Annotated in this window: 26 protein-coding genes and 1 pseudogene; 7 read left to right on the top strand and 20 right to left on the bottom strand. The window is 56.6% G+C overall.

The window, feature by feature from the left end:
- Positions 1-63 precede the first annotated feature (63 nt).
- The 3 genes from AC2FGE_RS03835 to AC2FGE_RS03825 are packed head-to-tail and all read left to right on the top strand — an operon-like array spanning position 64 to position 2878.
- Positions 64-729, top strand: coding sequence for a TRAP transporter small permease (locus AC2FGE_RS03835; RefSeq protein WP_480499234.1), 666 nt, complete (start codon positions 64-66; stop codon positions 727-729).
- Complete coding sequence (locus AC2FGE_RS03830) at positions 729-2087, top strand: TRAP transporter large permease (RefSeq protein WP_496817870.1); 1359 nt, start codon at positions 729-731, stop codon at positions 2085-2087. The genes AC2FGE_RS03835 and AC2FGE_RS03830 overlap by 1 nt, the downstream gene beginning before the upstream one ends.
- An 11-nt stretch (positions 2088-2098) precedes the next feature.
- Positions 2099-2878: an IclR family transcriptional regulator gene (locus AC2FGE_RS03825; protein WP_496817869.1), complete on the top strand. Its 780-nt coding sequence runs from the start codon at positions 2099-2101 to the stop codon at positions 2876-2878.
- Positions 2879-3055: 177 nt separating this feature from the next.
- On the opposite strand, the gene AC2FGE_RS03820 is transcribed toward AC2FGE_RS03825, so the two are convergent.
- Genes AC2FGE_RS03820 through AC2FGE_RS03790 form a run of 7 tightly spaced genes read right to left on the bottom strand, consistent with a single transcriptional unit; the run spans position 3056 to position 7932 of the window.
- The gene (locus tag AC2FGE_RS03820) at positions 3056-3421 is read right to left on the bottom strand and encodes a c-type cytochrome (protein WP_496817868.1); all 366 of its coding nucleotides are present in this window, start codon (positions 3419-3421) and stop codon (positions 3056-3058) included.
- A gap of 39 nt (positions 3422-3460) precedes the next feature.
- Entirely contained in the window at positions 3461-3970 is a 510-nt protein-coding gene (locus AC2FGE_RS03815) for a hypothetical protein (RefSeq protein WP_496817867.1), read from the bottom strand.
- Positions 3971-3975: 5 nt separating this feature from the next.
- Positions 3976-4800, bottom strand: a complete 825-nt coding sequence (locus AC2FGE_RS03810; RefSeq protein WP_496817866.1) for a formate/nitrite transporter family protein — start codon at positions 4798-4800, stop codon at positions 3976-3978.
- 5 nt (positions 4801-4805) lie between these two features.
- Positions 4806-5366, bottom strand: coding sequence for a hypothetical protein (locus AC2FGE_RS03805; protein ID WP_496817865.1), 561 nt, complete (start codon positions 5364-5366; stop codon positions 4806-4808).
- Complete coding sequence (locus AC2FGE_RS03800; RefSeq protein ID WP_496817864.1) at positions 5363-5962, bottom strand: SCO family protein; 600 nt, start codon at positions 5960-5962, stop codon at positions 5363-5365. The genes AC2FGE_RS03805 and AC2FGE_RS03800 overlap by 4 nt, the downstream gene beginning before the upstream one ends.
- Complete coding sequence (locus tag AC2FGE_RS03795) at positions 5962-7422, bottom strand: cbb3-type cytochrome c oxidase subunit I (RefSeq protein WP_496817863.1); 1461 nt, start codon at positions 7420-7422, stop codon at positions 5962-5964. The genes AC2FGE_RS03800 and AC2FGE_RS03795 overlap by 1 nt, the downstream gene beginning before the upstream one ends.
- Entirely contained in the window at positions 7423-7932 is a 510-nt protein-coding gene (locus AC2FGE_RS03790) for a cupredoxin domain-containing protein (protein ID WP_496817862.1), read from the bottom strand. It lies immediately after the preceding gene.
- A 105-nt stretch (positions 7933-8037) separates the two neighbouring features.
- Between AC2FGE_RS03790 and AC2FGE_RS03785 the strand changes: the two genes are divergently transcribed.
- The gene (locus tag AC2FGE_RS03785; protein WP_496817861.1) at positions 8038-8493 is read left to right on the top strand and encodes an RrF2 family transcriptional regulator; all 456 of its coding nucleotides are present in this window, start codon (positions 8038-8040) and stop codon (positions 8491-8493) included.
- Positions 8494-8536: 43 nt separating this feature from the next.
- Here AC2FGE_RS03785 and AC2FGE_RS03780 read toward each other — a convergent pair whose 3' ends face one another.
- From AC2FGE_RS03780 to AC2FGE_RS03735, 10 genes are all read right to left on the bottom strand, one after another.
- Positions 8537-8662, bottom strand: coding sequence for a hypothetical protein (locus tag AC2FGE_RS03780; RefSeq protein ID WP_496817860.1), 126 nt, complete (start codon positions 8660-8662; stop codon positions 8537-8539).
- Positions 8663-8687: 25 nt separating this feature from the next.
- Complete coding sequence (ccoP, locus tag AC2FGE_RS03775) at positions 8688-9560, bottom strand: cytochrome-c oxidase, cbb3-type subunit III (RefSeq protein ID WP_496817859.1); 873 nt, start codon at positions 9558-9560, stop codon at positions 8688-8690.
- Entirely contained in the window at positions 9551-9718 is a 168-nt protein-coding gene (locus AC2FGE_RS03770) for a cbb3-type cytochrome c oxidase subunit 3 (protein ID WP_496817858.1), read from the bottom strand. Before AC2FGE_RS03770 ends, ccoP begins: the two co-directional genes overlap by 10 nt.
- Positions 9715-10446, bottom strand: a complete 732-nt coding sequence (gene ccoO / locus AC2FGE_RS03765) for a cytochrome-c oxidase, cbb3-type subunit II (RefSeq protein ID WP_496817857.1) — start codon at positions 10444-10446, stop codon at positions 9715-9717. Before ccoO ends, AC2FGE_RS03770 begins: the two co-directional genes overlap by 4 nt.
- A 6-nt stretch (positions 10447-10452) precedes the next feature.
- Positions 10453-12072, bottom strand: a complete 1620-nt coding sequence (ccoN, locus tag AC2FGE_RS03760; RefSeq protein ID WP_496817856.1) for a cytochrome-c oxidase, cbb3-type subunit I — start codon at positions 12070-12072, stop codon at positions 10453-10455.
- Positions 12062-12352, bottom strand: coding sequence for a TehB-like domain-containing protein (locus tag AC2FGE_RS03755; RefSeq protein WP_496817855.1), 291 nt, complete (start codon positions 12350-12352; stop codon positions 12062-12064). Before AC2FGE_RS03755 ends, ccoN begins: the two co-directional genes overlap by 11 nt.
- Positions 12353-13093 carry a DUF2189 domain-containing protein gene (locus AC2FGE_RS03750; protein WP_496817854.1) on the bottom strand — a complete coding sequence of 247 codons (741 nt, stop codon included), beginning with the start codon at positions 13091-13093 and terminating at the stop codon, positions 12353-12355.
- The gene (locus AC2FGE_RS03745; RefSeq protein WP_496817853.1) at positions 13090-13395 is read right to left on the bottom strand and encodes a group III truncated hemoglobin; all 306 of its coding nucleotides are present in this window, start codon (positions 13393-13395) and stop codon (positions 13090-13092) included. The genes AC2FGE_RS03750 and AC2FGE_RS03745 overlap by 4 nt, the downstream gene beginning before the upstream one ends.
- Before the next feature lie 214 nt (positions 13396-13609).
- A complete protein-coding gene (locus AC2FGE_RS03740; RefSeq protein WP_496817852.1) occupies positions 13610-14506 on the bottom strand; it encodes a catalase in 897 nt (298 codons plus the stop codon).
- A gap of 122 nt (positions 14507-14628) precedes the next feature.
- Positions 14629-15582: a catalase gene (locus AC2FGE_RS03735; RefSeq protein ID WP_496817851.1), complete on the bottom strand. Its 954-nt coding sequence runs from the start codon at positions 15580-15582 to the stop codon at positions 14629-14631.
- A gap of 117 nt (positions 15583-15699) precedes the next feature.
- On the opposite strand from AC2FGE_RS03735, the gene AC2FGE_RS03730 reads away from it, so the two are divergent.
- The gene (locus AC2FGE_RS03730; protein WP_496817850.1) at positions 15700-16143 is read left to right on the top strand and encodes a MarR family winged helix-turn-helix transcriptional regulator; all 444 of its coding nucleotides are present in this window, start codon (positions 15700-15702) and stop codon (positions 16141-16143) included.
- Positions 16144-16228: 85 nt separating this feature from the next.
- Here the strand turns inward: AC2FGE_RS03730 and AC2FGE_RS03725 are convergent, their stop codons facing one another.
- Positions 16229-16702, bottom strand: coding sequence for an Lrp/AsnC family transcriptional regulator (locus tag AC2FGE_RS03725; RefSeq protein WP_496817849.1), 474 nt, complete (start codon positions 16700-16702; stop codon positions 16229-16231).
- Between the two features lie 133 nt (positions 16703-16835).
- On the opposite strand from AC2FGE_RS03725, the gene putA reads away from it, so the two are divergent.
- Positions 16836-20309: a bifunctional proline dehydrogenase/L-glutamate gamma-semialdehyde dehydrogenase PutA gene (gene putA / locus AC2FGE_RS03720; RefSeq protein ID WP_496817848.1), complete on the top strand. Its 3474-nt coding sequence runs from the start codon at positions 16836-16838 to the stop codon at positions 20307-20309.
- A gap of 159 nt (positions 20310-20468) precedes the next feature.
- Positions 20469-20624 (top strand): annotated as a pseudogene (locus tag AC2FGE_RS03715) (glycine cleavage T C-terminal barrel domain-containing protein); the annotation flags it as partial.
- Positions 20625-20910: 286 nt separating this feature from the next.
- On the opposite strand, the gene AC2FGE_RS03710 reads toward AC2FGE_RS03715, so the two are convergent.
- Both AC2FGE_RS03710 and AC2FGE_RS03705 read right to left on the bottom strand, forming a co-directional pair.
- On the bottom strand, positions 20911-22431 hold the full coding sequence (locus tag AC2FGE_RS03710; RefSeq protein ID WP_496817847.1) for a tripartite tricarboxylate transporter permease: 1521 nt from the start codon (positions 22429-22431) through the stop codon (positions 20911-20913).
- Between the two features lies 1 nt (position 22432).
- Entirely contained in the window at positions 22433-22936 is a 504-nt protein-coding gene (locus tag AC2FGE_RS03705) for a tripartite tricarboxylate transporter TctB family protein (protein WP_496817846.1), read from the bottom strand.
- Positions 22937-23007 lie beyond the last annotated feature (71 nt).

Below are 23007 nucleotides of genomic sequence, written 5' to 3'. Positions count from 1 at the left end.
GCTCTTCAAGAACCGGCCCCTTCGGGCCGGTTCCAAAAAACACCGACTGGGAGGACGGGGCTCATGTCATTTTGGGCAGACATAGGCGCTATCTTTAGCGCTCTTCTCACCTTTGATTCATTCGAGATACAATCTGCACTGGAATCCGACGCGACATGGGTTTTGGGCGCAATCGTCGCGGCCCTGGGTGGGCTACTCATCATGTGGGTCTACCGGAAAGTGCCCTTTGTCGAACGCCATTTTGAACGGTCCGTGATGGTCTATTCCTATCTGGCGATTGCCTTCATCATCTTCTGGGGCGTGATTGACCGGTTTGTATTCAATGATCAAGAACCTTGGTCAACGACCATTCCGCCCTTGCTGTTCATGGTGATGGCATGGTTCGGCGCCTCCTACAATGTCCGCCTGCGCACTCATCTGAGCTTTAGCGAATTCCGCACCTCCATGCCCCGCGGCGGTCAACTGGCCTGTCTGATACTCGATGCAGTCCTTTGGTTCATCTTTGCAGTCATCGTCATCGTGACCACCACGCGGTTGGTGGCGCTGTCAGCTTCGAACTTCCAGATTGTCCTGGGGACCGACAATATCATGCAGTGGTGGTTCCTTCTGGCCGCGCCGCTGTCGTTCTTTTTGATGGTTGGACGAGTGTTTCAAAACCTCGCCGACGATCTACATAACTGGAAAACAGGCGAGCCGTTGATCAAACAGGCCGTGATCGGAGCAGACTGATGACAGATGGAACCATGGTCACACTGATCTCGCTTGGGGTCACCTTTCTGTTCATGCTGGGCGTACCGGTTCTTCTGGTCATCGGCTACTGGGTCATCGGCTGTTCCTTTGTCCTTGGCCTGACGCTGGACAACATGGGTGCAGAGCTTCTGAATGTTTTCAACAAAGGTTTTGCCCTTTTAGCGATGCCACTCTTCATTCTAACCGGCGATCTGATCAACAAGTCCGGTATCGCGCGACGGCTTAGCGATTTCGCCTATTCCTGTCTGGGCTGGATACGGGGCGGGCTTGCGATGGCTTCGCTGGGCGCGTGCGGGCTGTTTGCAGCAATCTCGGGGTCGAACTCGGCGACAACAGCCACCATCGGCTCAATGCTGCACCCCGAGATGGTCAAGGGCGGCTATGATGAACGATTCAGCGCCGCAACCGCTGCGGCGGGCGGGACTGTTGGGATCATCATCCCGCCGTCCATTATCTTTATCGTCTACGGGTTCCTGATGAACCTGCCGATTTCCGAGCTATTCGTGGCGGGCATCCTGCCCGGCGCGCTGATGGTCATCGGGATGCAATTTGCCTGCTGGATCATCTGTCGTATGAACGGCTGGGGCCACCTGATCCCGCTACAGTTGAACCGTGTGCTAAAAACGGCGTTCGGGGCATGGCTGGGCTTTTTCGCTATCGGACTGGTGCTGTGGGGCATCTACACTGGTAAATTCTCCCCCACAGAGGCGGCCGGCGTGACGGTTGGTTTCTGCGTCATCGCAGGTCTGGTCAGCTATCCGATCAACCGCATCATGGGCGCGCGGAACGACATCCCGCCAACCGAGAAGACCTTTGCCGAGATGTTCGTGGTCGAGGGCTTCACGATCCCCGAAATCCCCTCAATCGTCATTCGCTCGGCCCAGATCACAGGTATCCTTGCACCGCTGATCGCCGTTTCGGTTGTGATGCAGCAGATCCTGTCCCTGTTGGGTGCTCAGCAAACAATCGGTGATTTTGTGACCTCCATGGGCGGCTATTATGCGGTTCTGTTCACCTCGATGGTGATCGTTTTCTTCTCAGGTATGGTGCTGGAGAGCCTGCCGGTAACAATTATTTTGGCCCCGATCCTGGCCCCAATCGCAGCCTCGGTTGGCATTGATCCGATCCACTTCTCGGTGATCTTCCTGGTCGGCGCGTCCATCGGCTTCATTACGCCGCCTTACGGGCTGAACCTGTATGTCGCCTCAGGCGTGACCGGCGTGCCCTATTTCCGTCTGCTCAGATACACCGTACCTTATCTAGTGTCTTTGCTGTCGGTATGGATTTTGGTTTCGCTTGTGCCCGATCTGGCCTTGATCCTGCTGCCAAATAACTAGACTGTTGCGGGATGGCCCTGACGGAAACACAAGAAAAAGAAACTCAGATCCCGACCAACTTGCGCCTTCTCCTCATACTAGAGGAGGTGGCGCGGCGCGGGGTTGCCGTAAAACCATCTGATCTTATCGACGCATTGGGACTGGCAAAGCCAACGGTCCACCGCTTGTTGCAAACCGCCGAGGCCGAAGGGTTCCTGCAGCGTGACCTGGATGGTCGCTCATACGGCCCCGGCCACCGGCTAAGGTTGCTTTCGGTCAATACGATGTCGTCCGAACACTTGCGCACGGCGCGTCTGGCGATCTTGCGCAGCGTAGCCGAACAAGTCGGCGAGACCTGCAACCTCGCCACCCCGGACCGTGAAGGCATGATCTATCTGGACCGGGTCGAAACCAAATGGCCTTTGCGCATTCAATTGCCCGTCGGGACACAAGTGCCCTTTCATTGCACCGCCAGTGGCAAGATGTACCTGTCCACATTGCGTCAAAAAACGCTGGATGGCTTTCTTTCGGCTGGCAATCTGCAACCGCAGACCGAACGCTCTTTGACTGACCCCAACGCGTTACGCACGGAAATTCAACGTATCGCCGACAACAGATACTCGACCGATGATGAAGAGTTCATGACCGGGATGACCGCACTTGCAGTGCCGGTTCAGGATGGGCAGGACAGGTTAGTCGCAACACTTTCCGTTCATGCGCCAACCCAGCGTCATGATGTCGATAGCCTCATGTCTTTTTTGCAGATTTTGCAAAAAGGGGCAGCTGATCTCTCGGCACTTTTGGCGGAATGATCAGTTCCGCATACACCCATTGCAGCGCCGGTTTGTTCTCTGAATTCTAGGCGAGAACCAAACTGTTTTTTGATCGGGCAATGCAACCAAAAATGGCAGGCAACACTTTGCCCGCCATTTTCGATTTCAGAAGAGATGAAGTATTCGGTTAGTCGAATTTGACCAACCCACACCGCCCTATTGCAGCGTTTTGAGATAGGCGATCAGATCCTCGATCTGTTCCGGTTTTTTCAGCCCCGGAAACGACATCTTGGTACCCGGCAGGTATTTCTTGGGTGCTGCAAGAAAACCGGTCAGGTGTTCGTCATCCCAGGCATACCCGGCTTCTGCCATGGCAGAGGAGTATTTAAACCCTTCGACCGAACCGGCCTCGCGACCCCAGACGCCCTGCATCGTGGGGCCGACTTTCTTCTTACTCTCGTCCACCGAATGGCACGCCGCGCATTTCTTGAACACCTTCTCGCCAGCGGCGGGATCGCCTTCGGCAACAGCGGTCTGAACGCTTCCCAATACCAATGTGATAGCCAAAACAATATCTCTCATGAGATCAACCTTTCCTTTCGTGAGCGGTTTGTAACTGTTTCAAGATTCCGACGGCCGGGCGCTGGTATTAAGTTTGCGGCTAATCGAGGTCATGGCCTGGCCCCCTGCCCAGATAAGACACCCGATCTTCAGGATTTCCGCCGCAACATAGACCAGGTGCAAATGGCTTTCTCCGACCGGGTGACCGGCAATGATCGACAGCGTTCTTGCATCCAGCGATGGCATGATCCAAAGCCGCTGAAACGCAAAAACGGCGATGCCTGCCAGCAACGGAAACCCAGGCCTGCATCTGCTCCACACCAGAAGCCCGACAAGCGCCAACACGCACAACGCTTCAAACAGTCCGATCCAGTGGAACTGCATACGACCCACATCCAAAGCCACCGGCATGGTCAGAGACGGTGCCTGAAACTTTGCCGGGGCGGCGATCATATTGCCGGAAATCGCTGCGCCCACCCAAATGAATGTGAGGGCTGCCAGTGGAAGTTCTGCAATTGCAGACGCGGCACGCAGGTGCTTGTTCTCGGCGGTGGAGGCAGTCTTTTCCATGTGTATCATCCTCGGGAAACCAGCTTCTCGTCCGCGTCAACGGTATCGACGGTCCCAAGCACGGGCTTGGACGCTGCGCGCCAATAGCCGTAGCCCATGATCCCCGCGCCAGCGAACGCATTCCCAAGCGTGACGAAGGTCAGGTTATGGGCTGCACCCGCAAACGAGATGCTATCGGGGTGATTTGAAAAAAGGGCCAGCGCAAACACGGTCATATTGGCCACGCTGTGCTCAAAGCCTGCTGCGATGAATCCGTAGAGGCACCAGAAAATGATGATACATTTCGTGACATCATCTTTTGCGCGCGCCGAGCACCACAGGGCCAGACACACCAGCCAGTTGCATAGGATAGCTTTGGCAAAAAGCTCCAGGCCTGTGCCGTGCATCTTCTTTGCGGCAACCTTGTACAACAGCGCGTCTTCACCTGCCCCCAGGACAAGCCCGCCTCCGCCTGCAACAAACAACAGGGCCAGCAAGATTGCCCCGGTCAGGTTTCCCGCCCAACTGGCAATCCAGCAACGCAGCAGATCTGACAGGCTGCTAGCTCGCGTCAGAAGACCGTGAGTCATGTACATGGTGTGTCCGGTGAAAAGCTCGGCGCCTGCAAACACCACAAGCGTCAGCGCGATGCCGAAACTGGCCCCCATGACAATCGGGCGGATCGAGGCATCAACCCCCTGCCCCACTGAAAAGATAAGCAGGATACCTGCGCCGACGAAGGCTCCGGCCTTCAGCGCGAGGATCAAAAAGGCGATCGGGTCCGATTGCAGGCTGGCGCTTTTCTTTTGTGCCAGTTCCGCAAAGCCCCGAACAGTGTCCGCATAGGTCATCGTGTTTACGCTCCACAAATTGCGCAATCGGCCGGGGTCGGCCTTTGGTCATGCGCATGTCCAAACAAGATCGGGAAGGCCCAGAGGCAGGCCAGGCCTGCCGCGAGGTACAGGAAGGCAAGGCCCAGATCCTGCTGTGCCGAAACCAGATAAGAGTTACAGATTCTGATCGGTGCGTGGGTGTACAAGAAGCCAAGCACACCCAGCATCGACAGCGCGTTGGCCTTAAGAAACCCACGCAGAACCGGGCCCAGATGAGGCCAGGACAGTCGCAACGGAACACCCAGAAACAAAGGAAGGCTCAGGTATTTCGCGACCTCGCCACTGGGCGTCAGCGCCCAGTCAACACTGCGCGGCAACATCCAGAAGAGAAAGACCGTCAGCGCCACAAGCAGCAAGGGGATCGCGTGATCGCGGCGGGCGCGAACGTCCCACACAAGCAGCACACCCGCCAGAACCAGTAACGGCATCTGCACCAGAACATGCTGGATCGGACTTTCGACAACAGTGGCGCGCAGCGCCACCGCCTCGGCTGTGGCAAGGACCGCCAAACAGATCATCCTCATGATTCACGCTCCGTCAGATGGTTCAGCACCGCATCGACGGCATCGGTGTCGAACACGGCAGAGAACTGCCCATCTGGATCAATCACATGGATAGCCGCGTTGTGCTGATACCCGCCCCATTCATCAGGAATGACCGTGACATCAAACAGATCAAGCAAACCGGGCAGGTCCGTTGAACTGGGGCGCGCCACAGTCCACATATCCCCGTCCGCATCATGGGCTTCGCCATAAACGGTCATCTGTTCTGGCGTGTCACGTTCGGGGTCAAAGCTGACCGAGATCATCCGAACCGGAACATTCCGCAGCTCCAGCTGATCACGAATATCGGCGAAATCCGCCGCTGCGATCTGGCAGATATCCCCACACACAGTGTAGATGAATTCCACCAGAACTACTTCGTTTGAAGTCGGCAGCAGGGGCACCCGCTGCCCTGACATGTCCTCTAGCTGGACCACCGGGACCGGACGTGGTGCGCGCACCACATCCAGCCTGCGGGCGGCCTCGCTGGTGAAGGCCTGCGCGCCATCGGTCGCTTGCCACAGCACCGCGACGCCCATGCAGGCGATTGCCACCGAAGGGAGGACACGAAGCAACATCACCCGTTGCTCCGCCCAAGGCGCGCGACATAGCGCAGGACGAAGATCAGCGTGCCCAGCACAACCAGCGCGCTGAAGACAGTGCCAATCCGGTCATGGGTCAGCCATTCGTCATAATGCACTGCCCAGCGACGCGGGATCGACGCCGCACCCGAGAACAGGAACACAATCACGAACCCGGCAGCCCCGGCAAGGTAAGTCACAAAAGCCGCGCGATCCAATCCACCCATCTCGGCAATGGTTTTGCCGCGCACCAGCCATGCCATGAAACCAAAGGCCATCGCGACCTCACCCAATAGCAGGTAGGTATGGAAATGACCGGGAACCCACATGGTGTTGTGCATTACCTTGTTCACGCTGATCATTCCGTCAATCGACGCCGGGATTGACCCTACCGACCATCCCGCCACAGACAGAACCAGCAGCGATGACGTCAGGTCCCAGGTCATCTTTGACCCGCGCACATAGAGGAAGGTCGAAAAGGCCGTGACCGCGATCAGGGGGATGCCGCTGAAGTAGGATACCAGTTGTCCGACCACCAACATCCAGGGCGGCATAACGACGTCCTGCAACAGGTGGTGCCAATAAACCGCCATCACAAAGATCAGAACAGCGTTCCAGGCGATCGCAAACAGGCGATTCGATTTCCAGGGCTTGCCGGTGTACTCGGGCAGGATTTCATAAACCGCAGTCACCGCCATATAGATCGAGGCGTTGATGAAGACGTGACCGAAGAAGTAGATCAGGTTCTTCGCCAGCAACGCGTCGACCTCAAAACCCGGAACCAGCAGATGCACCAGGCTGGCCACAAGAACGGCCGCACCCAGAATGATGCCGATCGAGTTGAAAATGGTCACAGCAGCAGCCGCGACAATGGTGGGCGGTGGAGGGGCGTCATCGGCACGTCCCAGGATCAGGTTCCAACCAAGCGCCCGTGCAAGGCTGCCATAGCGGGCATGGATCTGCCGCCCGAGTTCAAGATAGTACAGCAGGAAACCGACGCCGATGGCGGTGTAGCCCAGCATGAAAGCTGCGGCAGCTCCGGCCTCCCAGGCGCCGCCCGACAAGGCCGGCAGAGGGAAAAGGAACGTCCATGCGCCGCCAAATCCACCGATAAAGATCGAACCGAGGATCAGGACAACACCCGACAGGAAGAGACCTAGAAAGGCCCAGAAAATCGCGGCAGACAGCGCGACATGGCGACCACAGAAATACCACATGATCGCGGCACCCGACAGCGCGGCAGTCCCGACCATACCTGCGCCATGGGCGGTGAGGATCTGGTAGAAAAGCGCCGGATCAAGCTCGATCCACTGGCTTTGCGCGGCGCGCATGATCAAACCAAAGATCATCATAAGCGCGAAAACCGCACCTGATAGGATCATGGTCAGCTTGACCGCTCCGGCCTGAGGTTCTGCTGCGGTGTGTGCCGCCGCTATTGGTTCAGATGCAGTGTTCATTTATTCCTCCGCCGCTACTACTTCGAATTCATTGACCATGTCGTGATGGGCCACCCCACAGAACTCCATGCACAGCAGCTGATAGGTGCCGGGTTCGGTGAAGGTGTAGGTGACCTTGGTGGTGTAGCCGGGGATCGCCTGCACCTGTGTCAGCAATGTCAGGTCGCTGTCATAGATGCCCATGCCATGGGTGACATCCTCGGTCGTGACATTGAAATTGACCGGTGTGCCCAAGGGGATTTCCGTGGTGTCGATATCCCACCACCACTGGCCACCGCTGACATGCACGTCCATCGCATCACTCGTGGAGGCCAATGCATGCGGCCATGGCCGCAACGACCCGACCGAGACGATCACGCCCACGATCGTCATCGCCCAAATCAATGCCGTGCGTTTGGTATTCGCCTTTGGTCCGGGCGCATCGCCTTGCGCGGCGCGCGCCGCCAGCCAGAAGATGACCGACAGCACCGCCATCAGGATCAATGAGATCAATAATACAACTGGCTGCATGAGCCTTCTCCTTTATTGGGTATTAGTAATGCGTATTATAGTCGATTCTTGCCGACGTCAATAAATAGGTATTTTCAAATCCTATTTTTTGTGAGAAAAAGACGTATGCAGATAACCAAATTCTCAGATTACGCCCTGCGCATCCTGATCCACCTCGCCACGCACGAAGAGGGGTTAATGTCGACGCGCGAGATTGCGGCCATGCAGAACCTGCCGTTCAACCATCTGGCCAAAATCTCGCAGTGGCTTGCCCATGAAAACTATGTGGAATCCGTGCGCGGCCGGAATGGGGGGATGCGGTTGGCCCTTCCGCCCGAAGCGATTTCCATCGGTCAGCTATTACGCAAGTCCGAGCGTGGGACGCCCCTAGTCGAATGCATGAAAGAAGGTGGGAGCTGTTGTGTGATGACTCCGGCATGCGGCTTGCTGCCTATTCTCAATGAAGCGCAAGAGGCCTTTTTTGCGGCGATAGACGGCAAAACGCTGCAAGATGTTTTGGAAGGCAATCGGGGGATGAGAAATCTGATCCGCTCTTTAGAGGCGAGCCGCCTCTCTGCCTGAGGCCGTTACACGCGAGCCAATGGTTCGCGCTCCGGCCCACTCATCACTTGGCGGCGCCGGGAACTGATCCTTCAATTTCCTGGCCATCCCAGGCATCGAAGGCCACGGACAGATGCCAGGCCTTGAAGCCAATGTACCCGGCCAGAAGGGCCAGTATCATCAGATACATGGCCCTTCTGAATCTTGGGTTTTCCTCAGCTTGGCGCATCTTCTGCGTTCCACAGCAGATACAGGGTCAGCATTCTGATCTGTGCATCGGTCAGTCGACCCTGCCACGCAGGCATCACACCCTGACGGCCATAGTAGATGCTTTTGTAGATATCCTCGCGGTCGCCACCGTAGATCCAGGCCTGATCTCCCAGATCGGGTGCCCCAATCTCGTACCCGCCGCGACCGTCATCGCCATGGCAAGACGCGCAGTTTTCCTCAAAGACAATCTGGCCGGCTTCGGCTGCGGTCGCGTCGTGCGGCTGCCCGGACAGTAACAAGACGAACTCGGTCACCTCCGACACCTGAGGTTTCTCAAGCAGACCATCAGCCCCAAAGGCCAGCATTTGAGCGAGGCGCGTATCGTCATGCTGCCCATTGATCCCGTAGCGGATGGTTGCTTCGATCTCTTCCGGTGTACCCGACCACAGCCAATGACCGTCTACAAGGTTGGGAAACCCTATTTGACCCTTCAGATCATTGCGGTGGCACGCCGCGCAATTGTCGGCGTAAAGCTTGGAAATCGACGCGCTATACCGTGCCTCAAGCGTTGGATCAGCCGCCAGTTCTTCGATGTTTTCCGCTTCAAAGGGCGCGAAACTCGCCTGACGCTCTCCATCCGCCTGTTTAAGCTCCGCAGCGACCTCGGATCGCGAAGAGTAGCCCAGCAACCCTTTGGCATAGTCGCGCGCGCCCGGAAAGGAAGGGTAGAACACCCAATACAACGCTGCGATAAAAATACTGATCCACAGCGCCCATCGCGCCGCCCGTGGGACCGGTGTATCCAGCTCTTTGATACCATCCCATTCGTGTCCCGTCAGATCGGTGCCCGAGACAGGATCTTTTTCCTCTAGCGCCATGGCTGGTCCTCCTGCCCGTCCAACGGGGATTGCGCAGCATCATCATAGACTTTCCGGCGCGACGGCCAGTAAGTCCAAAGAACGGCGGCCAGGAATACAACCAGCAAATAAATAGCGCCCCAGGTTTTCGAGAACACCAGAACCGCGTCATGTGTCATCGGTTGATCTCCTCTAGGTCCAAGCTGTCCAGATCGGCCAGGGTCCCCAGCACCTGTAGATAGGCGACCAGCGCGTCCATCTCGGTCAGCCTGTCCGGCTGGCCATCAAAGTCGCGGACCTGAACATTTTCGCCATAGCTTTCCTGCAGCTCGCCTTCGAAATACTGTTCCGCATCTGCCTGTCGGGCGGCATCCGTTGCGGCATCCTTTATCTGAGTATCCGTATACGGCACGCTAGCGCGGCTGAGGGCCTTTAACGACGCTGGCAAATGCCCGGTTTCCAGGCGCGTATCGGACAAGAACGCATAGCCGGGCATGATCGAACCTTCGACCAGCTCCCTTGGGGCCTCAAGATGTGCCACATGCCAGTCATCCGAGTATTTGCCCCCGATCCTGGCCAGATCGGGCCCCGTGCGTTTCGATCCCCATTGGAACGGGTGATCATACATGCTTTCTGCCGCCAGACTATAGTGCCCATAGCGTTCGATATCGGACCGCAATGTCCGGATCATCTGACTGTGGCAGGCGTAGCAGCCTTCGCGCACATAGATGTCGCGCCCCGCCAGTTCCAGAGGCGTGTAGGGCCGCATCCCATCGACATCTTCCACCGTGTTTTCAATTGTGAACAGGGGCGCGATTTCAACGATACCACCGATCGAGGCGACCAGCAGTATCGCCATGGCAAAGCCCAGCGAGTGGCGTTCAAGTTTCTGGTGTTGTGTGCTCATCGGCCTTTACTCCGCCGGTTGGATCAGCGGTCCGGTTTGCTGAGTTTCGGTCTGGCGCGGTCCGCTGACAGTCATGTAGATATTGTAAGCTCCGATACAGGCGCCGATCAGATACAGCAGCCCCCCGATGGCGCGGGCAACATAATAGGGGTGCATGGCGATCACACTGTCGAGGAAGGAATACAGGAACGCCCCGTCCGCATCATAGGTCTGCCACATCAGCGATTGCGTGATACCGCTGTTCCACATCGCGCCGACATAGATCAGCGTGCCGGACAGAGCGAGCCAGAAGTGCCAAGCCTCCAGCCGTTCGGAATACACGCCCTCGCGCTTCCATATCCAGGGCACCAGTTTGTACATCGCGCCAAAGGTGATGAACGCAACCCATCCCAGCGCGCCGGCGTGCACATGGCCAACGGTCCAATCCGTATAGTGGCTCAGCGAGTTCACCGGGCGGATCGCCATGAACGAACCTTCGAACGTCGCCAACCCATAGAACAGGATGGCAACCATCATGAAGCGCACGGCTGGGTCGGTGCGCACCTTGTCCCATGCGCCGTTGATGGTGAGGATTCCGTTGAACACCGAGGCCCAGCTGGGCACCAGCAGAATGATCGACATGCTCATCCCAAGATACTGCACCCAATCAGGCAAAGCGGTGTAATGCAGGTGGTGTGACCCGGCCCAGAGGTATAGGAAGGTGATCCCCCAGAACCCGACAATCGACATACGGTAGGAATAGATCGGGCGGTTCACGGCCTTGGGCAGGAAGTAATACAGCATCCCAAGGAACCCGGCCGTCAACAAGAAGCCCACCGCGTTGTGGCCATACCACCATTGCGTCATCGCATCTTGTGTGCCCGAGAACAACGAGTAGCTTTTGGGATAGGCAATAGACACCGGCACCGACAGATTGTTCACCACATGCAGCATCGCGATCACCACGATGAAGGCCAGATAGTACCAGTTGGCCACGTAGATATGCGGCTCGGACCGGCGCGAAAGGGTTTTCAGGTAAAGGCCCAGATAACCGACCCAGACGATCAGCAGCACCAGATCCATATACCATTCCGGTTCTGCATACTCCTTGGATTGCGTGATACCCATTGGATATCCCGAAGCCGCCAGGACCATGAACAGGTTGTAACCCCAGAACACCATCCAGGGCAGCGTTTCACTGGCCAGTCTTGCCCGCGACGTGCGCTGCACGACATAGAATGACGTGGCAATCAGAGCGTTACCGCCAAACCCAAAGATCACGGCGGATGTATGAACTGGGCGCAAACGGCCAAAATTCGACCAGAACATATCGCCATTCAACGCGGGAAACGCCAGCTGCCAGGCCAGAATATCACCGACGGTGAACCCTATGATGGCCCAGATCAGCGCTGCGATCACACCAAAGCGAATGACTTTGTCATTGTACTCCAGCGGGATGTCTTTCGAGGCTTCGCTCAGCCGATTGATCATCCACATCAGGCCCCAGCCGGCCGCGATGGCAATCAACCATCCGTGCAGCACGTAGGCGATGGGAATGCCCCAGCCCAGTATCGCCACACCACCAACAAAGACCACAGCAAGGGCGCACAGGACGGCTGCGTCTTCAAAAGAACCTTCACGCTGCATCGGACATCTCCTGACGGTGGAACCGCACCTCGAACGTGACTTCACCAATAGGGTTCACTGAATGAATTTCCTGTGGACCCAACACCGCGGTATCCCCCCCATCCAAGAACAGACCATCCTTGTCATCACGGCACAGCAACAGCTGTCCTTGTTGTACCGCGATCTGACCCCAGACACCTGCTTTGGTGCTGTGATCCTGGCGCAGGTTTTTCGGAAGGTTCTCATGTGTAAATCGCGAGGTCGCATAGTGCACCACGCCTTCTGGCAGCGCATCGGTCATTTATGCATCTCCATGAAAAAGCTCGGCATAAGCATGCCAGGTCGCGTATCCAAGTAATGGGAACACGACAATCAGACCCAACAGGCCGGTCAGCACCCCAAGCAAAGTGAGAAGAGTGATGATGGCTCCCCAGCACAGACAAAGCTGGAAATTGTGAGTGGTGGCGTTGAAGCTGAGGCCCATTGCCGAGAATCCATCAATTTTACGGTCCACCAGCATGGGCAGTGAAAACGCCGATACCGCAAATCCGAGGGCCGCAAAAAGCCCTCCGACCAAAGAGCCCGCAATCAGAAGCGCCCATCCTGATGGTGTGCTCACCATCAGCCACAGAGTATCCGCAAAGCTGGAAAATGGGCGAAGCCCGTAGACGATGGCGAACATCACAGTCGCTGCGCGAATCCAAGTCAGGGCAAAGACCATCAGGATCGCACCGATCAGCGCAATCTGACCCGTGGCCGCTTTGCGGCCCGCTTTGCCACTGGCGACGGAATAAAGACCGATTGTAGCCAAGGGACCAACCAGAACACCGCCAGCCAGCAAAGGCAGCAGAACCCAACCGAGATCATTGACCATCAGAATGGCAATGCAAACCCAGCCCAGCACAACAAGCGCACCGCCATAAAGCAGCGAATAGCCCAGATTGCGTTTCAGGTCGCCCCACCCTGCGCCCAGCCAGCGTTTGACAACCTGGAGAGGTGGATCAGACAGGACCCGTGCCTTTGCATAAACCAAGTCCGTCATGACAGCACCGGCGGGGTATCAACTGGTTGGCGAAAACTCTCAATCCCGAATGACAATCCACGGCCTATCCTATTGGCCAGAGCCGAGAACGCTTCGGCTGCGTTTGGTTCAAGAACATGTGTGGCGGTGTCTTCGAACAGCGCAAGCCACATTGGAAAGTGTTCTGGCAAGATGTCTGAATTCGCTAGATGAACCTGCATCGGGTTTCCCGTATAACCATTTTCCCGCAGGATAGCGCCTCGCCAGAAAGATGCGATCTTTTCTTCATGTTCAGGCCAATCTTCAATCGCTTCGTTGAACACGGGCCCTAATACAGGGTGTACTCTGATCCGCGCGTAGAATTGGGACACAAGTGCCCCAATTTCGCTGGCGCTGATCTCAAACATTTTTGGTTTGGGTGCTTGGGCAGGTATCATCGGTATCGCCGTTTTTCAGATACCTGCTATCTGCGCTGTATAATAGGTATTGTCAATGCCTATTATGGGATTGCATGTCGCACCCCCATTGATCCGGCTGTTAGCCGGATCTCCTTGCAAAGGATTCTGCATAGGCCGCGCTGCGCAACGAAAACACCTGATCCTGCGGCGCCGCGACACCCTGAGGCATATGCGCCGGGTCAAACACCTTTTTCACACTGTCTGCCCGGTCATCCGGCAGCTCAATCTGCAGCGTCCCAAGCTCGATCTCTGAATGCACACCCTCCCAGGGCACAGTCGGATCACCTAGCTCGTCAGCATCATTCGCCAGAACCAAACACACCGACCAACGCGCCGGCGCATCGCTCAACTTACCCAGGAACCTGTCGAACAAGAACGTATCAGGAAGCTCGTTCATCTCCTGCTCGGTCAACCCAATGCGCCCGGCCTCGGGCTTCAGCATAAGTCTCGCCGCAACCGGCTGGCCGTCTATGTCGATGCGATATGCGTGTCCTGAATGATACTCCTCGTTCGAATAGCAGCGGCAGGGCGCAGTCGACTTCAGGTACGCCTGATGAGGTACGGTATTTGGGTTTGCCTCATTGAACGCCTGCACAAGTTTCGGATCAGGGGCACCTGTTGACGGGTCCGGGATCCGCGCCGCCAAAAACGCACGAAACTGATCGGCAGAGTTGGCAAAGAACACCGGATTGGAAATCAGCGCCATAGCCCAGCGTTCGTCACCTTGCCCAATTTCCAACCCGATACCACGGACGGTCGGGCTTTTGTCGCTGATACCGGGCTTACCGCCCCCAACAGAGAACCGCGCGAGGACGGTTTGGCCCTGCTCCAGAAGCGGAACCTGTACGCCTGAGCGCTGTGTCAGCGGAATGAACCGCCCCCTGGCTGAAAACCCTTTTGCATGGGAAGCGCGATAGCCTTCGTGACGGCCAAATGTGCCATTCAAAGCATCAATCAATTTTGCTGGCTGAGTCATTGCTGTCTCTCTCTAAACGTTTGTTTTTCAGGCGACCCCGGCCAAGCGGGCTTCCTTCCGCAGCGCGCACGCATGTCGGGTATCTGTGGAAGCCCGCCCGGCGAGTGGGTTCGCCTAACCTGTTATTCTTGTTCTGAAAGCCGCTTTCCAACACCGTGCGCATAAATCAACGAACGCGCCTCCAGCATCGGATCATTTGACGGGGCGAAACCCTCACTCAGAACCAGCGGGTCAAAGTTGATCTCATCACACTGGCCATCCGACTCGGACATAGCGGCCTCGGCAGTGAAGCGGGCGGCAACGATCTCCGTGTGCTCTCCGGTCCACTGGATCGACGGATCATCAATCGCATCGCCGGGATTGGCCAACGTGATCACCATGTCCCAGGACACGCCACCATTGGCAATATTGGCTTGCATGTTTTCAAGAAAGAAATCCGGGTGGGTATCCACTACGATCCCCTCCTCCCCCGATGGGCGAAAGTCAAAACGTATTGGCGTTTCGTCACCGGCCTCATTTACCAAATGGAACGAGTTCACGCTAAAATACTTCGTGCCCTCATACGGGCGCAGGGTTTTGTCCAAAGCGCCATGATAGGCACTGTATTTTTTCAACGAAGGATTGGCCGCAGCAAAGGCTTTTGTCGCCTCGCCACCTACAGCCTTAGCACGCAACAGCCCGATAAACGCATCGGCTGTGGGTACGGGAAAGAAATGTTCGGTGTTCATGGCGATCACATGCAGATCGTCATCTGGCGTCTCGATCTGCATCGACAAGCCCAACAGGCCGTATTTGTCGTCTGCAGGATTGGCTTTGCCACCTTTGTGCGACACTCGCGCGATGACCGAAGAAGTTTCAGAGAACAAAGGGCTGTTCGAGTACTCTTTGATCGCCGCATCCACCGGCGTTAGCGCACCCTCAACACAGAATCCTTTGGTGTGATTCCGACGCTTGCCTTCGGTCACACCGAATAGCTGCTCAAACGCCGCAAAACCGTTTTCAAAGTCGAAATCGCCATCGGCGGCAGCTGGCAACGCCGCAACCGACACGCACAAGGCCATTATGGTGGGTTTCATCATCTTCTCCTCGCAAATCGCTTACACTAGCTCACTAATATTTAGGTTACTAATTATTTGCAAGTAATATTTCCTTATGCTACATAAGGTGCACAACAAAATGTGAAGGTCAGCGCTTTGACGATACCAGAAGAGAATACAGAAGACACCGAGGTTCGGTTGGACAACCAGCTTTGCTTTGCGGTCTATGCTGCGTCGCATAAGATTGAGAGCTTTTATCAGACGCTTCTCAAGGCTCAGGGCCTGACCTATACGCAGTACCTGGTATTGATGGCTTTGTCCGAGCAGGATGGCGTTTCCATCTCAAGCCTGGCCAAACGGCTGGACGTTACCGGCGCAACGATGACGCCCCTCCTCCGGCGATTGGAAGACAAAGGCCTGTTACGGCGGGAAACTCAGGCGGGCAATGAACGGCAGAAAATCGTCACCCTGACAGACGCAGGGCGCAGTATCTGGATCAAGAGCTGCGGAGTATCTTCTGAAGTGTTCTCCAAGATCGGGCTGACCCAACACGAAGCGGATGACATCATCCGGATCTCGAAAAAGATTGCCGGGCGGTAGGTTTCACCCCGACCAAAGCACGCCATTCGGCACGACCTTTCAAATCCGCAGAGCAAGTGCACCGACGCCGCGCTTGCGACCCCGCCTAAAATGTTTCGCTATCTTTGACCGATTGCATTGAGACATGGGTCGACGTACTGGCGACGTTTGGCAGGGAAGAAATGGCCTTTCCCAGTACTTCACGAAATGTCCGCATGTTCGATGTTCGGATCTTGATCAAGTAGTCGAACGCCCCCGCAATCATATGGCACTGCTCAACCTCTGGCACCTTGCGCACCGCAGTATTGAACGCGGACAAAGCGGGCTCGGTGGTGTCGGACAGCTTGATCTCGACAAAGGCAACTTGCTCCAGGTCCAGCTTCGCCGGATTGATGACGGCCTGAAATCCCAGGATGACCCTCTCCTCCTGCAAACGCTTCAGCCTGATTTGGCATGGGGTTTTTGACAAACCAACCCGCATCGACAATTCCGTAACAGGTATTCTGCCTTCCTGTGAGAGAATCGAAATGATCGCACGATCATATCGATCTAATTGCCTAGCATTACCTAAATACCCCACTATTTCACCTATCAGATTCCAGAACTTTGGTTCTTTTATCTAATTAAACCCGCTTATTTAGGCAACACGATTTCCCCGACTCTGCTAACATGCGCGGCAAGCTGCAAAGAGCAGAGAATTAAGGAGGGCTGCAATGTCAGAGCTAACAACAATCAGGAACCGAATTCGCCAGAACCACTTACGTGACGAATCCGAGGCCCTGAGGGAACTCATCCAAACGGCTGAGCTGACAGCGTCTGATCGTGCAGCTGCGCGGAACCGTGCAATAGCTCTGGTGAAATCAATCCGGGAAGATGACAAGCCCGGCTTGATGGAGGTCTTCCTGGCCGAATACGGTCTGTCCACCAGCGAAGGTGTCGCCCTGATGTGTCTGGCCGAGGCGCTGTTACGTGTGCCGGATGCAGATACGATCGACGCCCTGATCGAAGACAAAATTGCACCTTCGGCCTGGGGCCAGCACCTTGGCAATTCTTCATCCTCACTGGTCAACGCATCGACATGGGCCTTGATGCTGACCGGAAAGGTCCTTCAGGAAGGCAGCGGCCTTGTTGCGACCCTGAAGGGCGCCGTCAAACGCTTGGGTGAGCCTGTCATTCGTGCCGCCGTCGGGCGTGCGATGAAGGAAATGGGCGCGCAGTTCGTTCTGGGCCAAACCATCGAAGAGGCGGTCAAGCGCGGCAAGAAGAAAGAAGCGCAAGGCTACACCTATTCTTACGACATGCTGGGTGAGGCAGCACTTACGGCAGCAGATGCAAAGGGGTTCTTCGTCGCCTATCAGGATGCCATCTCAGCTTTGGCACAGGAATGCCGGTCCAAGGATGTTCGTGAAAACCCGGGCATCTCAATCAAGCTGTCCGCGCTACACCCCCGCTATGAAGTCGGTCAGAAAGACCGGGTCATGGCCGAGCTGGTGCCGCTGACACTGAAACTTGCTCAGCAAGCGAAAGACGCAGGCATGGGCCTGAATATCGACGCGGAAGAAGCCGATAGGCTGGATTTGTCGCTTGACGTGATCGAAGCCGTTTTGCGCGATCCATCGCTGGCGGGCTGGGATGGTTTTGGTGTCGTGGTTCAGGCCTACGGAAAGCGCGCAGCGCATGTTCTGGACTGGCTGAACGCGCTGGCCACTGAACTTGATCGCAAAATCATGGTGCGTCTGGTTAAAGGCGCTTATTGGGACACGGAAATCAAGCGGGCACAGGTCGAAGGGCTTGGCGGGTTCCCCCTGTTCACGCGGAAAGCAGCAACCGACGTATCCTATATCTGCTGCGCCAGAAAACTGCTGGAGATGACGGATCGCATCTATCCGCAGTTTGCCACCCACAATGCGCATACTGTCGCAGCCATTTTGGAAATGGCGGATGACACGCGTGCATTTGAATTCCAGCGCCTGCACGGCATGGGAGATTCGCTGCACGATCTGGTGCTGGAAGGCGAAGGAACCCGTTGCCGGATCTATGCCCCGGTGGGCGCGCATCGCGATCTTCTGGCCTATCTGGTCCGCAGGCTGCTGGAAAACGGCGCGAACTCTTCCTTCGTGAACCAGATTGTCGATGAGGCTGTTCCAGCCGAAGCCATCGCCACCGATCCGTTCGAAACAATCGCCACCCCGGACCGCAATACATCTGTCTTGATGCCGGATGCTCTGTACGGGACCGAACGCCCGAACTCGCGCGGTTGGGATCTGCATGACACAACCGATCTGGCAGAGATTGAACAGGCCCGCACCCCGTTCCTAGACACCGTCTGGAATGTCGGCCCAATCATCGAAGGTGAAGTCGTCGGTGATCGTGTTCTTGACGTGATCAACCCCGCGGATCACGCGGATAAGCTGGGAACCGCAAAGCAGGCCGCTGCAGAAGACATGGAAACGGCGCTGAGCGCGGCAAAAGCCTGGAGCGCGGATGCCCAAACGCGGGCGGACGTTCTGAACAAGACTGCGGATCTATACGAGGAACACTTCGGTGAGATCTTCGCGGCCCTGACGCGGGAAGCCGGCAAAACCCCGATGGATGCCATTGCTGAGCTGCGCGAAGCCGTTGATTTCTTGCGCTACTACGCAGCGCGCGCGCTGGAGCTGAACCGCCCGGCGCGGGGTGTGATCGCCTGTATTTCGCCCTGGAACTTCCCTCTGGCGATTTTCTCGGGCCAGATTGCGGCGGCACTTGCGGCAGGCAACGGCGTGATTGCAAAACCTGCTGAACCGACGGCGATCATCGCCTCAATCGGTGTGCGTTTGATGCATCAAGCAGGTGTGCCTATCAGCAGCCTGCAACTGATCCCGGGCCGTGGTTCCGTTGTCGGCGCCAAGATGACGTCTGACCCCCGCGTCAACGGCGTTTGCTTCACCGGCTCGACATTCACCGCCCAGACCATCAACCGCGCGATGAGCCAGGACATCGAACCCGGCGCGCCGCTGATCGCGGAAACTGGCGGGTTGAACGCGATGATCGTTGACTCCACCGCGCTTCCTGAACAGGCCATCAAGGACATTGTCGCATCTGCGTTTCAATCCGCAGGTCAGCGCTGCTCGGCCCTACGCATACTCTACGTTCAAGAAGATGTCGCCGATACGGTTCAGGAAATGCTCTATGGCGCGATGGACGAGTTGGTCATCGGCAACCCATGGGACATGCGCACGGATGTCGGCCCGGTCATCGAGGGTGGTGCGCAGAAAGAAATTCTGGACTATATTGAGGTTGCACGCAGTCAAGGCCGTGTCCTGAAACAGCTTGCTGTGCCCGACACAGGCACATTCGTGCCGCCCACCGTGCTGCGTGTTTCGGGTATCGGCGACATGGAGAAAGAGGTCTTTGGCCCGGTCATGCATATCGCGACCTTCAAAGCCTCCGAACTGGATCAGGTTGTCGATGCGATCAATAAAACCGGGTTCGGTCTGACCTTTGGTATGCATTCGCGGATTGATGACCGGATTCAGCAGGTCACTTCACGGGTAAACGCAGGCAACATGTATATCAACCGCAACCAGATTGGTGCGATCGTTGGATCACAGCCGTTCGGGGGTGAGGGTCTTTCGGGAACCGGGCCAAAAGCGGGCGGCCCGTCTTATGTAAAACGCTTTACCCAAGGGGCCTCCAGCCAGCTTCCGGCCGAAACCGGAACCACCGCTTCGCTGGGTGATGTTCAAAAGACGGTTGACGCAACAGCGGCACCTGAACGGCTGGCGCTCAGCACCTCTGAGCTGCCGGGCCCGACCGGGGAATCCAATGTCCTGTCGACCTATGGTCGTGGTAAGGTTCTGTGCCTGGGTCCCAATCTTGCCGCCGCGCAACAGCAGGCGTCGATTGTACGCGCGCATGGCTGCGTTCCAATCACTGTCGCGCCTGGGGCACAAGGCGCCGGAGCGATAGATGGCGTTCTGGACCCGGCTTCTCTGACCGCACTCAGTGGTTTTGACCTTGTTGTTTACTGGGGGTCAGAGGCTGAACAGCGCGCCATCAGGAAAGCGCTGGCAGATCGTGACGGCGCCCTTATCCCGTTGGCCACCGAAAACGATTTCGGCGAACGCTGCGTGATGGAACGCCACGTCTGTGTCGACACCACTGCCGCAGGCGGCAACGCCAGCCTTTTGGCCGAGGCAAGCTGATGCGGAAACAGATGCCAGAGAAGCAGGGGCAAGGCCCCTCCTCTCCGGCGGTAATCGCTGCGATGCCCGATACAACTGTTGGGCATTGCGAGCTTTGGATCACAAAGCAAAAAGGGTTCTAACTGGCCTGCCTGAAAGGGTCATGCGGCCGGATATGGCCACCGCGTCGGAAAATCGATGGCAATGGGATATGTCGCAAGTGAAAGCGCAGCACCCGGAACCAAGCTTCAGATCGAAATACTGGGTGAGTTCTACGACGCCGAGGTGCTTGGCGGCCCTCTATACGACGCAAACGGCGCCAATATGCGTGCCTAAACAAGATATCCGGAGCGTTGATCATACAAAGATCAATGCTCCGGCCACGGTCATGGATACATCGTGCAAGCCGCCTTGTGACAACTCATTGCAACCTGATCACTGGTGACCTTTGGGCTAATGCGGTTCGGACGTTGGCAGCTTGCGTTTAGCCTTTTTCATTTGATCATACCAACGCATCAAACTCTGTCCGGGATCAGGGAATACGCGGGTATCCGGTTTCATATTGCGCCAGGGCCTTGAAATACGCGCCATTTGCTTTGTGCGCCAGACCCGCCCCTAGATATCAGTCGCCGTCAGCCACCCCTTTTGCGCGGGCAACAGCACGGCGCTGGCGGTAGCTGGGCAGCAGCACCAGCACAACTGCAATAGCCAACAGGCCCAAGGTCATCGGCCGCTCCCAGATAAAGCCCACACCATCATAGAGCTGCATCGCGCGCGAAAAGTTGTTTTCAAGCAGCGGTCCAAGGATGAACCCGATCAGCAGCGGCGCCAGCGGATAATCAGCAAAGCGCAGGATCGTCGCGCAGACGCCGAAGCCGACCAGTAGCAGCAGTTCTGTCGCGTTGTTCTGCCCGATATACGCCCCCATGAGGGTGAAGAATAAAATGAAGGGGATCAGGAAACTGCGCGGCACTGCCAGAACCTTGGCAATGTAAGGGATCAGCGGCAGGTTCAGGATCAGCAGGACCAGATTGCCCAGATACATCGAAATGATGACGGCCCAGAAAATCTGCGGCTCATCTATCATCAGCCGCGGGCCCGGGCTGACATTCAGGGCGATCAGGGCCCCAAGCAGGATCGCGGTTGTACCCGACCCGGGAATACCCAGCGTCAACAAAGGTACAAACGATCCGGTACAGGCGGCATTGTTGGCGCTTTCCGGCGCGGCAATGCCTTTGATCTCACCCTTGCCAAAGCGTTCCTGTTCTTCCTTCGGTGCGATATTCCGTTCGACCGCATATCCAAGAAAGGATGCAATAGTCGCACCTGCCCCTGGCAAGACGCCGATAAAAAAGCCTTGAATTGATTGGCGTCCAATCACCGGTGCAATCTTCCTGGCCTCTTCCCGGTTGATGCGCAGATTGCTTATCTTGCCGCTGTCTCCATCCCCGGTTTTGGACCGATTAGGATCAAGCACCAGGTAGATCGCCTCGGGCAAGGCAAACATGGCCATCGCAAGCGTAATGAAGCCAAAGCCAGATTGCAGGTCCATGATCCCCATGGTGAAGCGCGGCGCATTGAACAGAACGCCTTCGCCCACTGTGGCCATGATCAGACCTAAGAACGTCATCAATAGCGCCTTGCCAACCTGCCCTGTACCCGCAAATGCGGCAATGGCGGACAAGCCGACGACCATTAGCGCAAAATACTCTGAGGAATGGAATAGCAACGCCACCGAGGCCAGAGCCGGGGCAAAGACCATCAACAACACAGCCCCAATCGTACCACCCGCAAAGGATGAGATCGCGGCAACGGTCAGCGCCTTACCCGCTTGGCCCGAACGGGCCAGCGGATAGCCATCGAAACTGGTGGCCACTGTCGAAGCCACCCCCGGCGCGTTGATCAGGATTGACGAGGTCGACCCCCCAAAAACTGCGCCGTAATAGACCCCTGCCAATAGGATCAGTGCCGCCGACGGGTCGCCAATGGTGATCGCCACCGGGATCATGATCGCAATGATCGACATCGGCCCCAAACCCGGCAACATGCCAATAAATGTTCCGATCAGACATCCACCGATCACCATCAGGATGTTTGTGAGTGTAAAGGCCGTTGCGAGGCCTGTTAAAAGTCCCTCAAGCATATCAGCCTCCGTTTGCCATAGCGGTCAGAAATCCGGGGAACGGGCTCAGGAAAATCCCAAGCACCACATCAACAAGATACCAGACAACACCGGCGGCGACGCCGCCGACAACAGCCATCAGTACGTATCGCCGTTCCCCCAGTATGAAACTGCCAATGCTTAGAAACAGGAAGGTCGACGCCAGAAATCCTAAGGGGCGCAGCAGCAGCGCATAGGCGACCATCAGCGCCAGTAACATCACAGCCTGGCCGACCTTGTATTCATGCAGTTTCGCAAGGTTGATATCTGTGGGTTTTTCTTTCTCGGGCGTCTTTTCCAAACCCAAAATGATCGAAAGGGCCATCAGAATGGCACCGATAACCAGCACCTTGGGAAAGCTCGATGGCCATATCGGGCTGCGCCGCATGATTGGTGGCAGCAAATCATCCATGGTAAAAAAAGCCGCATAGCCATAGGCCAAACAGATCAAAAGAATGACAAGCGCAATCCAGCGATCCAGTGCCATTTCATCCCCTCCCCAAATTGCTTCAGGCGCCCGGCTCAGGGCCGGGCGCCTGTCTTAGCTGTGAACAGTCG

The organism is Ruegeria sp. YTSA075 (genome assembly GCF_059610245.1).
Note: the sequence above shows the minus strand (reverse complement) of the source record. Positions and strands in the feature narration are given on the sequence as shown.

What these genes read in the sequence shown, in the direction of transcription:
- AC2FGE_RS03835 (WP_480499234.1), top strand. Translation starts at nt 64, where the DNA reads ATGTCATTTTGGGCAGACATAGGCGCTATCTTTAGCGCTCTTCTCACC.
- AC2FGE_RS03830 (WP_496817870.1), top strand. Translation starts at nt 729, where the DNA reads ATGACAGATGGAACCATGGTCACACTGATCTCGCTTGGGGTCACCTTT.
- AC2FGE_RS03825 (WP_496817869.1), top strand. Translation starts at nt 2,099, where the DNA reads ATGGCCCTGACGGAAACACAAGAAAAAGAAACTCAGATCCCGACCAAC.
- AC2FGE_RS03820 (WP_496817868.1), bottom strand. Translation starts at nt 3,421, where the DNA reads ATGAGAGATATTGTTTTGGCTATCACATTGGTATTGGGAAGCGTTCAG.
- AC2FGE_RS03815 (WP_496817867.1), bottom strand. Translation starts at nt 3,970, where the DNA reads ATGGAAAAGACTGCCTCCACCGCCGAGAACAAGCACCTGCGTGCCGCG.
- AC2FGE_RS03810 (WP_496817866.1), bottom strand. Translation starts at nt 4,800, where the DNA reads ATGACCTATGCGGACACTGTTCGGGGCTTTGCGGAACTGGCACAAAAG.
- AC2FGE_RS03805 (WP_496817865.1), bottom strand. Translation starts at nt 5,366, where the DNA reads ATGAGGATGATCTGTTTGGCGGTCCTTGCCACAGCCGAGGCGGTGGCG.
- AC2FGE_RS03800 (WP_496817864.1), bottom strand. Translation starts at nt 5,962, where the DNA reads ATGTTGCTTCGTGTCCTCCCTTCGGTGGCAATCGCCTGCATGGGCGTC.
- AC2FGE_RS03795 (WP_496817863.1), bottom strand. Translation starts at nt 7,422, where the DNA reads ATGAACACTGCATCTGAACCAATAGCGGCGGCACACACCGCAGCAGAA.
- AC2FGE_RS03790 (WP_496817862.1), bottom strand. Translation starts at nt 7,932, where the DNA reads ATGCAGCCAGTTGTATTATTGATCTCATTGATCCTGATGGCGGTGCTG.
- AC2FGE_RS03785 (WP_496817861.1), top strand. Translation starts at nt 8,038, where the DNA reads ATGCAGATAACCAAATTCTCAGATTACGCCCTGCGCATCCTGATCCAC.
- AC2FGE_RS03780 (WP_496817860.1), bottom strand. Translation starts at nt 8,662, where the DNA reads ATGTATCTGATGATACTGGCCCTTCTGGCCGGGTACATTGGCTTCAAG.
- ccoP (WP_496817859.1), bottom strand. Translation starts at nt 9,560, where the DNA reads ATGGCGCTAGAGGAAAAAGATCCTGTCTCGGGCACCGATCTGACGGGA.
- AC2FGE_RS03770 (WP_496817858.1), bottom strand. Translation starts at nt 9,718, where the DNA reads ATGACACATGACGCGGTTCTGGTGTTCTCGAAAACCTGGGGCGCTATT.
- ccoO (WP_496817857.1), bottom strand. Translation starts at nt 10,446, where the DNA reads ATGAGCACACAACACCAGAAACTTGAACGCCACTCGCTGGGCTTTGCC.
- ccoN (WP_496817856.1), bottom strand. Translation starts at nt 12,072, where the DNA reads ATGCAGCGTGAAGGTTCTTTTGAAGACGCAGCCGTCCTGTGCGCCCTT.
- AC2FGE_RS03755 (WP_496817855.1), bottom strand. Translation starts at nt 12,352, where the DNA reads ATGACCGATGCGCTGCCAGAAGGCGTGGTGCACTATGCGACCTCGCGA.
- AC2FGE_RS03750 (WP_496817854.1), bottom strand. Translation starts at nt 13,093, where the DNA reads ATGACGGACTTGGTTTATGCAAAGGCACGGGTCCTGTCTGATCCACCT.
- AC2FGE_RS03740 (WP_496817852.1), bottom strand. Translation starts at nt 14,506, where the DNA reads ATGACTCAGCCAGCAAAATTGATTGATGCTTTGAATGGCACATTTGGC.
- AC2FGE_RS03735 (WP_496817851.1), bottom strand. Translation starts at nt 15,582, where the DNA reads ATGAAACCCACCATAATGGCCTTGTGCGTGTCGGTTGCGGCGTTGCCA.
- putA (WP_496817848.1), top strand. Translation starts at nt 16,836, where the DNA reads ATGTCAGAGCTAACAACAATCAGGAACCGAATTCGCCAGAACCACTTA.
- AC2FGE_RS03710 (WP_496817847.1), bottom strand. Translation starts at nt 22,431, where the DNA reads ATGCTTGAGGGACTTTTAACAGGCCTCGCAACGGCCTTTACACTCACA.
- AC2FGE_RS03705 (WP_496817846.1), bottom strand. Translation starts at nt 22,936, where the DNA reads ATGGCACTGGATCGCTGGATTGCGCTTGTCATTCTTTTGATCTGTTTG.